Source organism: Cellulomonas edaphi, assembly GCF_030362815.1.
Classification (GTDB): Bacteria; Actinomycetota; Actinomycetes; order Actinomycetales; family Cellulomonadaceae; genus Cellulomonas; species Cellulomonas edaphi.
The window spans coordinates 210,277-223,294 of record NZ_JAUCGR010000004.1 but is presented as its reverse complement, the minus strand read 5'-3'; the positions used below and the strand labels follow the sequence as shown (position 1 = coordinate 223,294).

13 protein-coding genes are annotated in these 13,018 nt (G+C 72.2%); 2 read left to right on the top strand and 11 right to left on the bottom strand.

Annotated elements, in window-relative coordinates:
- Positions 1 to 30 precede the first annotated feature (30 nt).
- From QRT05_RS14645 to QRT05_RS14615, 7 genes are all read right to left on the bottom strand, one after another.
- Entirely contained in the window at positions 31 to 399 is a 369-nt protein-coding gene (locus QRT05_RS14645; RefSeq protein WP_289448081.1) for a DUF3039 domain-containing protein, read from the bottom strand.
- 120 nt (positions 400 to 519) lie between these two features.
- The gene (gene nagB / locus QRT05_RS14640) at positions 520 to 1,302 is read right to left on the bottom strand and encodes a glucosamine-6-phosphate deaminase (RefSeq protein WP_289448080.1); all 783 of its coding nucleotides are present in this window, start codon (positions 1,300 to 1,302) and stop codon (positions 520 to 522) included.
- On the bottom strand, positions 1,302 to 2,327 hold the full coding sequence (locus tag QRT05_RS14635) for an ROK family protein (protein WP_289448079.1): 1,026 nt from the start codon (positions 2,325 to 2,327) through the stop codon (positions 1,302 to 1,304). Before QRT05_RS14635 ends, nagB begins: the two co-directional genes overlap by 1 nt.
- 1 nt (position 2,328) lies before the next feature.
- Complete coding sequence (locus QRT05_RS14630) at positions 2,329 to 3,249, bottom strand: carbohydrate ABC transporter permease (protein ID WP_289448078.1); 921 nt, start codon at positions 3,247 to 3,249, stop codon at positions 2,329 to 2,331.
- A complete protein-coding gene (locus QRT05_RS14625; RefSeq protein ID WP_289448077.1) occupies positions 3,246 to 4,190 on the bottom strand; it encodes a carbohydrate ABC transporter permease in 945 nt (314 codons plus the stop codon). The genes QRT05_RS14630 and QRT05_RS14625 overlap by 4 nt, the downstream gene beginning before the upstream one ends.
- Before the next feature lie 155 nt (positions 4,191 to 4,345).
- A complete protein-coding gene (locus tag QRT05_RS14620) occupies positions 4,346 to 5,689 on the bottom strand; it encodes an extracellular solute-binding protein (RefSeq protein ID WP_289448076.1) in 1,344 nt (447 codons plus the stop codon).
- An 86-nt stretch (positions 5,690 to 5,775) separates the two neighbouring features.
- Positions 5,776 to 6,936 (bottom strand): ROK family transcriptional regulator, encoded by a 1,161-nt coding sequence (locus QRT05_RS14615; protein WP_289448075.1) that lies wholly within the window; start codon positions 6,934 to 6,936, stop codon positions 5,776 to 5,778.
- A 159-nt stretch (positions 6,937 to 7,095) separates the two neighbouring features.
- On the opposite strand from QRT05_RS14615, the gene QRT05_RS14610 reads away from it, so the two are divergent.
- Entirely contained in the window at positions 7,096 to 8,163 is a 1,068-nt protein-coding gene (locus QRT05_RS14610; RefSeq protein WP_289448074.1) for an LLM class flavin-dependent oxidoreductase, read from the top strand.
- Between the two features lie 4 nt (positions 8,164 to 8,167).
- Here the strand turns inward: QRT05_RS14610 and QRT05_RS14605 are convergent, their stop codons facing one another.
- From QRT05_RS14605 to QRT05_RS14595, 3 genes are read right to left on the bottom strand one after another with little or no spacing between them, the layout of a single operon-like run.
- Positions 8,168 to 8,662 (bottom strand): DUF6584 family protein, encoded by a 495-nt coding sequence (locus QRT05_RS14605; RefSeq protein WP_289448073.1) that lies wholly within the window; start codon positions 8,660 to 8,662, stop codon positions 8,168 to 8,170.
- Between the two features lie 39 nt (positions 8,663 to 8,701).
- Positions 8,702 to 9,538, bottom strand: a complete 837-nt coding sequence (locus QRT05_RS14600; RefSeq protein ID WP_289448072.1) for a PfkB family carbohydrate kinase — start codon at positions 9,536 to 9,538, stop codon at positions 8,702 to 8,704.
- On the bottom strand, positions 9,535 to 9,840 hold the full coding sequence (locus QRT05_RS14595; protein ID WP_289448071.1) for a hypothetical protein: 306 nt from the start codon (positions 9,838 to 9,840) through the stop codon (positions 9,535 to 9,537). The genes QRT05_RS14600 and QRT05_RS14595 overlap by 4 nt, the downstream gene beginning before the upstream one ends.
- 103 nt (positions 9,841 to 9,943) lie before the next feature.
- On the opposite strand from QRT05_RS14595, the gene pgi reads away from it, so the two are divergent.
- Positions 9,944 to 11,614, top strand: a complete 1,671-nt coding sequence (pgi, locus tag QRT05_RS14590; RefSeq protein ID WP_289448070.1) for a glucose-6-phosphate isomerase — start codon at positions 9,944 to 9,946, stop codon at positions 11,612 to 11,614.
- A 113-nt stretch (positions 11,615 to 11,727) separates the two neighbouring features.
- Here pgi and QRT05_RS14585 read toward each other — a convergent pair whose 3' ends face one another.
- Positions 11,728 to 12,951: an amidohydrolase gene (locus QRT05_RS14585; protein ID WP_289448069.1), complete on the bottom strand. Its 1,224-nt coding sequence runs from the start codon at positions 12,949 to 12,951 to the stop codon at positions 11,728 to 11,730.
- Between the last annotated feature and the right edge of the window lie 67 nt (positions 12,952 to 13,018).

Sequence of the window (13,018 nt, the reverse complement as noted above, 5' to 3'; positions counted from 1 at the left end):
GGGAGGTGGACGACGGGCGCGGGGCGCCGCTCACTTGCCGCCGCGGCCGAAGCCGAACCGTCGCCCGGAGCCGCCGTCCCCGGACCCCTTGCCGGAGCCCGCGTCGTCGCCGTCCTGCGGCTCGCGCAGCCCCTCGTAGATCTCCTTGCACACGGGGCAGACCGGGAACTTGTTGGGGTCCCGCCCGGGGACCCACACCTTGCCGCAGAGCGCGATCACCGGCTTGCCGCTCATGGCGGACTCCATGATCTTCTCCTTGCGCACGTAGTGCGCGAAGCGCTCGTGGTCGCCCGGCTCGACCTGCTCGGTCGTCTCCTGGCGCTCCAGCACGCTCGTCGAGGTCCCCTGGTCCGGTCCGCTCGGGTCGACGGTCGCGGGGTTCGGCAAGGGCTCGCTCATGGCGAGAAGTGTACGACGCGGGCCCGACACCACCCGGCCCGGGACGGCGCCCGGGCGCGGACGCACGGCGGCCCGGCTCACCCCACGTGAGGGGAGAACCGGGCCGCCGAGTCGCTCGGGCTAGAGGTGCTGCCAGTCCGGCTTGGCGGCGTACGTCTCGCGGTAGTAGTCCGCGAGCTGGAGCCGCGAGGCCGCCGCGTCGTCCACCAGCACGGTCACGTGGGGATGGTGCTGCAGCACGGTGGCCGGCCACATCGCACTGACCGGTCCTTCCACGAGCTGGTGCACGGCCTCCGCCTTGCCACGACCGGTGGCGAGCAGCACCAGGTGCCGGGCCGCCATGATCGTGGCGAGCCCCTGCGTGAGGCAGTGCTCGGGCACCTGCGTGATGTCGTCGTCGAAGAACCGCGCGTTGTCCTCGCGGGTCTGCCGCGTGAGCGTCTTGATGCGGGTGCGCGACGCAAGCGACGAGCCGGGCTCGTTGAACGCCACATGCCCGTCGGTGCCGATGCCCAGGATCTGCAGGTCGACACCGCCCGCGTCCGTGATGGCCCGCTCGTAGTCGGCGCAGGCGGCGATCACGTCGTCGGCCAGGCCGTCCGGGCCCTGGACGGCGCCGGGGGCGAAGTCGACGCGCGAGGCGATCTCCTTCTCGATCACGTTCCGGTAGCGCTCCGGGTGCTCGGCGGGCAGGCCCACGTACTCGTCGAGCATGAACGCGCGCGCGCGGGCGAAGGACAGGCCCTGCTCGGTGTGGCGCCGCGCCAGCTCGTCGTACACGGCCAGCGGGCTCGACCCCGTGGCGAGCCCGAGCACCGCGGTGGGTCGCGCACGCAGCAGCGCCTCGATGGCGTCCGCCGCGATCCTGGCGAGCTCCGCCCCCGGGGCGATGACGACCTCCATCAGATCGCTCCTTCCGTGGCGCGGCGTCCGGCGAGGGCGGCACCGACGGCGCCGACCGGCATCCCGGCGGGGGCCAGGCTGATGCGGTTCGCGAGGCCCATCGAGGCGAGGAACGGCGAGGCCTGCGCCTCGGCGACGAGCACGTCGCGGACGGCCTCCAGCAAGGGTGCGCCGACGCCGGACACGCCGCCACCGATCACCACGTGCTGCACGTCGCACGTGAGCACCAGGATGCGCACCGCGGACGCGACGGCCCACGCGAACCGGTCGCGCACCTCGACGGCGCGCGGGTCCCCCGCGGCGGCCGCGTCGAACAGCTCGAGCGGAGCGGGTCGTGCGTGCGGCCCGGGCCAGGCCACGTCGATCGCCGTACCGGAGGCGTACTGCTCCACGCAGCCTGCCTGGCCGCACTTGCACGGCAGGCCGTCGACGATGAGCGTCAGGTGGCCGATCTCGCCGGCCGCGCCGGTCGCGCCGCGGCGCAGCCGCCCGTCGAGCAGCAGCCCGGCGGCCACGCCGGTGCCGAGCGCCAGGAAGGCCAGGTCGGCCACGGGCGCGTCGGTGAGATGGGCGGCGCCGAGCGCGGCCATGTTGAGGTCGTTCTCCACCTGGACCGGGAGCGCCGCGCCCAGCCGGGCCGCGACCAGCGCACCCAGGGCCACGCGAGCCTCGATCCCCAGGTTGACCGCGTGCTCCACGGAGCCGTCGACGGGGTCGACCACCCCGGGGAGCCCGATGCCCACGCCCGCCAGGTCCTCGACAGAGACCCCGGCCAGGCCCGCCAGCTCGTGCACCGCAGCCACGACCCCGTCGACGACGCCGTCCACGCCGCGCACGGTCGTCGACCGCACCTCGTGCCGGACCACGCCGGCGGGGTCCAGCACCACGCCGAGCACCTTGGTGCCGCCCACGTCGAGGCCCACGGACCAGCCCTGCGGAGACCCGTCGGGGGTTCCCACCACGCTCGCGGGCAGGCCGTCCGACGGCACCTGCCCCCCGGGCGCCGTGATGAGTTGCTCGCTCACGTCAGCCCTTCACCGCACCCGAGACCAGACCCGAGGTCATGCGGCCCTGCACCAGCAGGAAGAACGCGATGACGGGGATCGCGATGACGGCGGAGCCCGCCATGACCACGCCCCAGTCGGTCGCTCGGTTGGACTCGACCAGGCTCTGGAGCCACAGCGGCAGCGTGCGCTGCTCGGGGTCCGTCATGACCACGAGGGCCAGCGTGTACTCGTTCCACGCCTGCAGGAAGCCGAACACCCCGGCCGCGACGAGGCCCGGGGCCAGCAGCGGGAAGGTGATACGGAAGAAGGCACCCACGCGCGAGAGCCCGTCGACCATGCCGGCCTCCTCGAGCTCGATCGGGACGCCCGCCACGAAGCCGCGCAGCATCCAGATGGTGAAGGGCAGGATCGCGGCCGTGTAGACCAGCGCCAGGCCGAGCACCTTGTTGACGAGGCCCCAGCCGTCGAGCACCTGGTACTGCGAGATGAACAGGCCCTCGGCGGGGATCATCTGCACCACGAGGATCGCGAGGATGAACGACTTGCGGCCCTTGAACCGGAACCGGCTCACCGCGAGCGCGGCGAGGAAGGCGAAGATCAGCGCAGCGAACAGCACGAGGACCACGACGGCCAGCGAGGTCCGCATGGCCTGCCAGAACGTGCCGTCGTCGATGACCTGGCGGAAGTTCGCCACGGTTCCGCCCAGCGGCAGCCAGGTGGGGTCCTCGGCCTGGAGCTTGTTCAGCGGCTGGAACGCGCTGTTGATCATCCAGTAGATGGGGAAGACCCAGGCGATCGCGACGACGATGGCGAGCGCGCCCAGCACCCGGCGCGACGTGCTCGTCTGGCTGCGGCCCGAGTCGGTGGCCCGGGTGGCCGCGACGCGGGTCGGGCGGTCGGCGGGGACTCCGAGCGTGGTGGGGGCGGCGACGGCGCTCACAGCTCGTCCTCCTTCAGCATCTGCCGGATGTAGAACCCGGTGAGGGCGAGAGTCAGCACCAGCATGATCGTGGCGAGCGCCCCGGCCAGGCCGAACTCCTTCGAGTACGAGTAGATGAGCGTGCCCAGCAGGTTGGTGTCGCGCGTCGGTGCGCCGGCACGCTGCAGCACGTAGATCTGCGTGAAGACCTTGAGGTCCCAGATCACCTGCAGCAGCAGGACGATCGACAGGACGGGGCGGATCATCGGGATGGTGATGCCCCAGAACCGCTGGCGCGCCGAGGCGCCGTCCAGCTGCGCGGCCTCCATCGTCTCGGTGGGGACCTGGAGCAGGCCCGCGTAGACCGAGAACGCCACGAACGGCACGGACATCCACACGACGATCACGGTGGCGACGAAGAAGAAGGACAGCGGCTCGATGATCCACGAGTGCTGGGCCATGGACTCGATGCCGAGCACGTTCGACAGCGTCCAGTTGATCAGGCCGTTCTGGGTGTCGAACAGCCACTGCCACACCGTCATCGAGGCGAGCACCGGCGTGCCCCACGCGAGCAGCAGGGAGACCTGGAGCGTGATCCGCGCGCTGCGGCCCACGCGCTGCATCAGGACCGCGAGGCTCATGCCGATCGCCATCGTCACGACGGCGTTGACGAGGCAGAACGCGACCGAGCGGGCGATGACCGTCCAGACGTAGCTGTCGGTCAGCAGATCCTTGTAGTTCTGCAGGCCCACCCACTCGGGGGCCGCACCGAACTGCTGCTTGAGGCCGAACTCCTGGAAGGAGATGACGAACTGGCGCACGAGCGGGTAGCCGAGCGCGATACCGATGATGATGCTCGCGGGCACGAGCAGGCCGTACGCACCGACCTTGGGGCGTCGGCGACGGGCGGGCGGGACGGGCGTTGCCGTGGTCCCGGCGACCGTGGGGGCAGTGGCTGCCATGGGGAGCTCCAGTCTGATGGCACGGCCGAGCCGGCCTGTGAGCAGGCCCGGCCGCGCCGGATCAGGGGTCGCGGTCTCGGCGGGGGTGCGGTTCCGCGACGGGTGATCGGGTGGTCGGTGGCCGGCCGACTCGTGATCGGCCGGCCACCGACGTACTAGTTGAGCGTGTCGGTGATGAGCTTGTCGGCGTCGGCGGCCGACTTCGTCACGTCAGCACCGGTCGCGAGCTTCTGGAAGAAGTCCTCCAGGATGCGGTCGCCCTCGACGGTCGCCCAGTTCTCGGCGGCGGGCGTCAGCTTGGCACCGAGGGCGGCGGCGATCGCGGCCTTGGCGTAGACGTCGTCACCCATCGAGGTCGCGTACTCCGAGTTGCCCGGGATGAGACCGTTCTGGCCGAGCATGTTCTGGAACTCGGCCGAGAAGATGATCTTCAGCAGGTTCTGGGCCAGCTCCTGGTGCTGCGACTTGGCGGGGATGCCGATGTTGGAGCCACCGGCGAACGCCGTGGCGACCTTGCTCGCGTCGAGACCCGGCATCGGGAAGACACCGGTGTGCTCCTCGTTGCAGGCCTGCTGCTTGGTGCGCTTGGCCGTGGCCTCGTCCGACTTGTCGTCAGCGGCGACGCCCTCGTTGCACTCGGGCAGGTCGATGCTCCAGCGCGCCCAGGTGGGAGCGGAGAACATGGCGGCCTTGCCCTGGTTGAAGGGAACCCACGGCTCGTTCGAGTCGCTGTCCGCCGGCGCCTTGGTGGCCGTCTTGAACAGCTCCTGGACCTCGGTCAGGCCCTTGATCGACTCGGGCGAGGAGAGCGCGCCCTTCCACTGGTCGCCGTCCTGCACGGCGAGGTCGCCGCCGTTGGTGTAGATCCAGGTGGCGCCGTTGTACCAGTCCTGGCCGGGGAACCAGAAGCCGGAGACCTTGTCGGTCGTGAGCTTCTGCGCGGCCTTGGTGAAGTCGGCGAGCGTGGTGGGGACCTCCACGCCGGCGTCCTTGAACATGTCCTTGTTGTAGAACACGGCGCGGGCGCCCGAGTAGTACGGCACCGCCATGATCTTGCCGTCGGCCGTGCCGGCCTCGACGAAGCCGGGGAGCAGCTTGTCGCCGCCGAGCTCGGGGTACAGGCTCGTCAGGTCGGAGAACGCACCCGCGTAGGTGAAGGTCGCCGACTGCGTGTTGCCGACCTCGACCACGTCGGGGGTCTGGTCCTCGGACGCGAGGGCCGTCTGGAGGCGCGGGACCAGCCCGTTCCAGTCCTGCTGCTCGATGACGAGCTTGGAGCCCGGGTTCTGCGCGGCGAACGTCGTCGTCAGGTACTCGCGCAGAGCGTCGGGGGTGTCCGTGCCGTTGAGCCACAGCTTGATCGTCGCGGCCTCGGGGGCCGCAGCCGACTCCGAGGCGGTCGGCTTCGTCGTCTCCGACGGGGTGTCGCTGTCGGAGCTGCACGCGGTCAGCGCAAGCGCTGCCGCCACGCCGACGGCCGCGAAACGTAGGATCTTCACGTTGGGGTTTCCTCCCGTGAGCGAGGCGAGCGCCGGATGGCGTCGCCGGGGGTTGTTCCGACCTGCAGTTGGTCGGCTCGGGGTCGTCACGAGACCCCGAGCTGACCTGCCAGGACGAGCACTGCAGCGCCTGCCAGCGCACCGTCCTCGTCTAGTGATCCCATCCGCAGCGCGAACGTCTGCCCGATCACGGGCATGGTTCGCGCCCGGACGGCGTCGAGCGCCGCCTCGCGCAGAGGTCCGTCCAGCAGCTCCGGCGGACCGGAGAGCAGGACCTCGCCGAGGTCGAGCGCTGACACGACCGGTGCCAGGGCGAACCCCAGCAGCCGTCCGACCGACGCCAGCTCGGCGTCGGAGTCCTCGGTGCTCAGACCGGAGGTGCGGCGGCGCAGGGCCGGCACGCTCAGCACGGTCTCGAGGCAGCCGCGGCGCCCGCAGGCGCACTCGTCGGCGTCCTCGTCCAGCACGGTCACGTGACCGATCTCGCCGGCGGCGTGGTGCCGCCCCACGACGAGCGCACCGTCGACGACGATCCCCGCGCCCACACCGGCGCCGATCGTCACCACCATGCTCCCGCCGGCGGCCTCGCCGTACGTGAACTCGGCCAGCGCGCGGGTGTTGGCGTCGTTGGCCACGTGCACGGGGACCTCGAGGCGCTCGTGCAGCAACTCGGCCAGCGGCAGGTCGTACCAGCCGCGGTTGGGCGCCTGCACCACGCGGCCGTCGTTGTCGATGACGCCGGGCGACGAGATCCCGACACCCACCACGGGCCGGTCGGCGAGCGCCAGCAGGTCGCGGCAGAGCGTCTCGAGCAGCTCGACGGCGGCCTCGCCGGTGCGCCCCTCCAGCGGGACCGAGCGGCGCTGCAGCACGTCCCCCACCAGCGTCATCACCGCACCCAGCAGGCGCGAGTCGTCCGTGAGGTCCACGGCCACGATCTGGAAGGCCTCGGTCTGCATCCCCACCAGGGTGGCCGGCTTGCCGACCTTGCCCTCGGACCGGACGCCCAGCTCGGTGACCAGGCCCTCCGCCATGAGGTCCGCGACGAGTCCCGACACCGTGACGCGGGTCAGGCCCGTGGAGCGCGCGACGTCGGCACGCGACGAGGGGCCCTCGTGGAACAGGTGCGCCAGGACCATCGACCGGTTGTGCGCCCGGGCGTGCTCGGGCAGCGCCTTCGCCGTCGGACGGAGCATCCGTCCGACGGCTCGCGCACCCGTCACGGGAAGCTGCCCGACCGTCGTCATGTTTGTTAGTAGACCTGCCTTACTAATCCGTGTCAACCACCTTCTGTGACCGTGACCACATCGTGACCGACCCGAAACATGGCGTAACCAGCGGCGTCGCTCCTCGTCACACCGCTCGGGCCGTGGGGCAGAATCACCCGCGCGGCCTATCGTCGGGACATGGAACTCGGCTTCTACACCTTCGGCGACGTGCACCCCTCCCCGGTCACCGGCGAGGTGGTCTCCCCCGGCCAGCGCCTGCGCGACGTGCTGGAGCGCATCCGGCTGGCCGACGAGGTGGGCCTCGAGTACGCCGGGATCGGCGAGCACCACCGCCCGGACTACGCGATCTCCTCCCCCTCCACCGTGATCGCCGCCGGCCTGGCCCAGACGTCGCGCATCACCGTGGGGTCGGCCGTGACCGTGCTGTCGACCGAGGACCCGGTGCGCGTCTACCAGCAGTTCGCGACGATGGACCTGTACTCGCAGGGCCGCGTCGAGCTGCTGGCGGGACGCGGCTCCTTCATCGAGTCCTATCCCCTGTTCGGCGCCTCGCTCGACGACTACGACGAGCTGTACGACGAGAAGATCGCCCTGCTTCTCCAGCTCGACCTGGCCGAGCGGACCACCTGGTCGGGCCGCTTCCGTCCCGCCCTTGACGACGCGCTGGTCCTCCCGCGCCCGTCCGACCTGCCGGGCCGGGGCGCGCACCTGAACATCGCCGTCGCCACAGGGGGCAACCCCCAGTCGTCCGCCCGCGCCGGCCTGCTGGGCCTGCCCATCAGCTACGCGATCATCGGGGGGCAGCCGGCCTCGTTCGCGCCGCTCGTCGACCTGTACCGCCGCTCCTACGCCGAGGCCGGACCCGCGGTGCGCGAGCGGCTGGCGGACGACGCGCGGCCTTTCGTCTCGGTCGCCGGCATGGGGTTCATCGGCGAGGACGGCAGGTCCGCCCGCGAGTTCTTCTACCCCTACTGGCTCGAGTCGATGCGGCGCATCTCCGCCGAGCGCGGCTTCTCGATGCCCAACCGGATCTCCTACGAGTCGCAGGCGGCGCGCGGTGGCGCGTACTTCGTGGGCCACCCCGAGGAGGTCGCCGAGCGGATCGTCGCGCTGCACGCCGTGCTGGGGCACGACCGGCAGTCGTTCCAGATGGACCTGTCGGGCGTCCCGCAGGCGGAGTCGTTGCGTGCCATCGAGCTGCTGGGGACCCGCGTCGCTCCCCTGGTGCGGGAGGCGCTGGGCTGAGGACTCAGCCGGAGAGCCAGTCGAAGATCGCCACCGCGCCGGCTGTCGCGAGCCCCAGCGCGAGCACGATGACGACGAGGCAGCCCAGGTCGGCGGGCTTGAACGCGTCGCGGCGGAGGGGGTCCTCCCAGGTGAGGCGCCGTCCAGCCAGCGCCTGCGCGCGTGCCCGCACCTCGGCCAGCCGCGCGCGAGCATCCGGGTCAGAGGCGTCGTCCTCGGACCCCCTCCACCGCAGCGCCGCCATGATCTGCACCGGATCGTCCTGGAAGAGCCTTTCGAACGCCCGGTCCTCCGCCGAGACACGAGACTCCTTCAGGTAGCTCCACCGACCCGCCTGCGCCGCGTTGCCCTCGCGCCGGTACACGTCGGCGAGGCGGGCGCGCAGGTCGAGGCGGCGGGGCTGCTCTCGGACCAGGTCGCGAAGCCTGACGCGGGCAGCGCGCAGATCGCCGGCGGCGATCAGCTCGTCAACGGCGACGAGGGTCTGCTCGATCGGCACGCCCGCACCCTACGTGGCGCCAGCCGACCGGTCATCCCCTTATCGCACCCAGCCGAGCGCGCCCGCGTACCGGACCGACTCGCTCGCCTGCCGGATCCCGAGCTCGAGCGCCTCGAGAGGAGCAGCACCCCGCGCGAGCGCCGCGGCCATCGCACCGTGCAGCACGTCGCCCGCGCCCAGCGTGTCCACCACGTCGTCGACGCCCGGCGGCACGAGGACCGACTCGGCCCCACCGGCCCGCACCCGCACTGGCCCGGCCCCGGCGGAGACCGCCACCGTCGAGGGGCCCAGCTCGGCGACAGCGTGCATCGGATCCCCCGAACCCGGTGCGCGGAAGTCGGCCGACAGCACCGCGTGGTCGACGACGGCGAGCAGCCGCTCCAGGCCCGGCTTCCAGCTGCCGCCGTCGAGCAGCACGGGGACGCCGGCGGCCCGCGCGGCCGACGCCAGCTCCAGGCCCGCGTCGAGCAGGTGCCCGTCGACCAGCACGGCCGTCGCATCGCGGGCCCACGGCGCGGCCGGCAGCAGCTCCGCGAGCCCGGTCGCGTTGACCGAGACCACGGCCCGCTCCCCCGTCGCTGCGGTCACCAGGACGGTGGAGACCGCGGGCGCACCCGGCCCGTCGAGCAGGTCGACGACCTCGACACCCGCCTCCTCGAGGCCGTGCCGCACCAGCTCGGCCAGCGGCGACCGGCCCAGGGCGGTCACGAGCCGCGTCGGGACGCCGAGCGCGGCGGCGGTCGCGGCGGCGTTGGCGGCCGGGCCACCGAAGGTCACGGACACGCTGCGGGCGACGACCTTCTGGTCGGCCGCGGGCACCTCGTCGACCACCTGGACGACGTCCAGGGTGGCCAGCCCGCAGCAGACGAGCCTCACGCGCGGGGTCGCCGGTCCACGAGAGCCCAGGTCACCGCGCCCAGCACGGCCGCGACCAGCAGCACCGACGGCCACGCCCCCAGGTGCGGCGCGAGCACGTGGGCGGCGACGAAGCACACCGCGCCGACCACCACCACCGTCGCCAGCCGGAGCACGCCCGCCGCACGCGCGCGCCACACGCACCACGCGACGCCGGCCACGAGCACCAGCCCGCCCAGCGCCCGCACGTCGGTCACCTGCGCGACGAAGAACCCGGCCGCGAGCGTGAGGGCAGCGATGAGCGAGGTGGGCACGCGCGACATGGCGTCAGCCTAGGTCCGTGCGTCGATGGTCCCGCGCACGGACGGTGCCGCCCGCACTAGGTTGGGATCCAGCCCCGCCGCACCCGTCAGAGAGGGAACACCCGTGTCCACGCAGCCCATCGACGCCACCACCACGAGCGCCTGGCAGGCCCTGTCCGAGCACGAGTCCACGCTCACGCCCGACCTTCGCGGCTGGTTCGCGGCGGACCCGGGCCGCGCCGAGCGGCTCTCGTTCGAGCTCGCCGACCTGCACGTCGACCTCTCGAAGAACCTCGTCACGGACGAGACGGTCGCGCTCCTGCTCCGCCTCGCCGACGAGGTGGGCGTCGCCGACCGCCTCCAGGCGATGCTGCGCGGCGAGCACATCAACGTCACCGAGGACCGCGCGGTGCTGCACACCGCGCTCCGCCGGCCGGCCGGCGCGCGGCCCGCACTCGTCGTCGACGGTCAGGACGTCGACCACGACGTGCAGGAGGTGCTCGCCAAGGTGGCCGCGTTCGCCGACAAGGTGCGCAGCGGCGAGTGGACCGGGGTCACGGGCAAGCGCGTCGCCACGGTCGTGAACATCGGCATCGGCGGGTCCGACCTGGGGCCGGTCATGGCGTACGAGGCGCTCAAGCCGTACGTGCAGGACGGGCTGGAGGTGCGGTTCGTCTCGAACATCGACCCCACCGACCTCGCCGAGAAGGTCAAGGGCCTGGACCCGACCACGACGCTGTTCATCGTCGCGTCCAAGACGTTCGGCACGCTGGAGACGCTCACCAACGCGCGCCTGGCGCGCGACTGGCTGTGGGAGCAGCTGGGCACGCCGGACGACGAGAGCGCGCGCAACGAGGCCGTCGCGAAGCACTTCGTCGCCGTGTCCACGGCCCTCGACAAGGTGGCGGCGTTCGGGATCGACCCCGCCAACGCGTTCGGGTTCTGGGACTGGGTGGGCGGCCGGTACTCGGTCGACTCGGCGATCGGCACGTCGCTGGCCATCGCGATCGGCCCGGACGCGTTCCGCGACTTCCTCGCGGGCTTCCACGCGGTCGACGAGCACTTCGCCACCACCCCCGCCGAGCGCAACGTGCCGCTGCTCATGGGTCTGCTCAACGTCTGGTACGTCAACTTCCTGGGTGCCCACACGCACGCGGTCCTGCCCTACGCGCAGTACCTGCACCGCTTCCCGGCGTACCTGCAGCAGCTCACCATGGAGTCGAACGGCAAGTCGGTGCGCTGGGACGGCGAGGCCGTCACCACCACCACGGGTGAGGTGTTCTGGGGCGAGCCCGGCACCAACGGGCAGCACGCCTTCTACCAGCTCATCCACCAGGGCACGCGGCTGATCCCGGCCGACTTCATCGCGGTGGCCAACCCGGCGCACCCGCTCAAGGACGGCGACGTGGACGTGCACGCGCTGTTCCTCGCGAACTACTTCGCCCAGACCAAGGCGCTCGCGTTCGGCAAGACGGCCGACGAGGTGCGCGCGGAGGGCACCGACGAGGCGATCGTGCCGGCCCGCGTGTTCTCCGGGAACCGCCCCACCACCTCGATCCTCGCGCCGTCGCTGACCCCGTCCGTGCTGGGCCAGCTGATCGCCCTCTACGAGCACATCACGTTCGTGCAGGGCGTGGTGTGGGGCATCGACTCGTTCGACCAGTGGGGCGTGGAGCTGGGCAAGAAGCTCGCACTCGAGGTGGCCCCGGCCGTGCAGGGCGACGCCACGGCGCTCGACGCGCAGGACCCCTCGACGAAGTCGCTCATCGCGAAGTACCTCTCGCTGCGCGCCTGACCACCGCGCCGGGCCGGTCGGCCCTCTGCCGCCCGCCCGGCCCGCCGGCCGGCCATTCGATGGGCAGCGTTCCTCCCGCTGAGCGGGAAGAACGCTGCCCGTCGGGCGAGCGGCTACCGCGGGGGGAACCGCTCGACCACCACGCCACGGTGCGCGGCGGCGTCCCACGTGTAGACCGTTCGCCCCTCGATGAGCACGTGCTCCGCGCGCGACGCCACGTCGAGCGGGTCGCCCGACCAGACGACGACGTCGCCGTCGCGACCGACCTCGAGCGCGCCCACCCGGTCGTCGAGGCCCAGGAACGACGCGGGGTTCGTGGTCAACGCCTCGAGCGCGGTCTGCACGGGCAGGCCCTCCTTGACCGCGAGCGTCGCCTGGTGCACCAGGAAGTTGATGGGCACCACGGGATGGTCGGTGGTGATCGCCACCCGGACGCCGGCCGCCGCGAGCGCTGCGAGGTTCTCGATGGCGCGGTCGCGGAGCTCCACCTTGGAGCGCGAGGTGAACATCGGCCCGAAGATGACGGGCACGTCGCGCTCGGCCAGCACGTCCGCGAGCTTGTGCCCCTCGGTGCCGTGGTTGATGACGAGCTTGTAGCCGAACTCGTCGGCCAGCCGCAGCGCGGTGGCGATGTCGTCGTGCCGGTGAGTGTGCTGGTCCCAGTAGAGCTCGCCGTCGAGCACGCGGGCCAGCACCTCCAGGCCCAGGTCGGATGCGAACGGCTCACCCTTGTCGGCCGCCGCGGCCCGCGCCGCGCGGTAGTGCTGGGCCTTGGTGAAGGCCTCACGGATCACCAGCGCGGTGCCGAGCCGCGTGGACGGGAGCTGCTTGCGCTCGCCGTACACCCGCTTGGGGTTCTCGCCCAGCGCCGACTTCACGCTCACGGCCGCGCGGATCACCTGCTCGTCGACGGTCCGCCCGCCCCACGTCTTGAGGGCCACGGACTGCCCGCCGATGGGGTTCCCCGAGCCGGGCTTGACCACGACCGACGTCACGCCGCCCGCGAGCGCGTCCCGGAAGCCCTCGTCCTCGATGTTCACGGCGTCGATCGCGCGGACGGCCGCCGTGTCGGGGCGCACCATCTCGTTGGTGTCGTTGCCGGCCGGGCCCTCGCCCTCCTCGTGCAGACCCACGTGGCCGTGCGCCTCGACGAACCCCGGGAGCACCCAGCGGCCCGTCGCATCCACGATGCGGGCCTCGGCGGGGACGGCGACGTCGGTTCCGACGGCAGCGATGCGGCCGTCCACGACGAGCACCGTGCCGTCCTCGATCGGTGCGGCGCTGACAGGGACGACGCGGCCGCCGACGACGGCGACGACGGACGGGGAGGTGGTCATGCGAGCCAACCTACGTCGGACCCGTGTGCGAGGCTGGGCGGGTGCGGTGCTCGACGACGGACCAGGC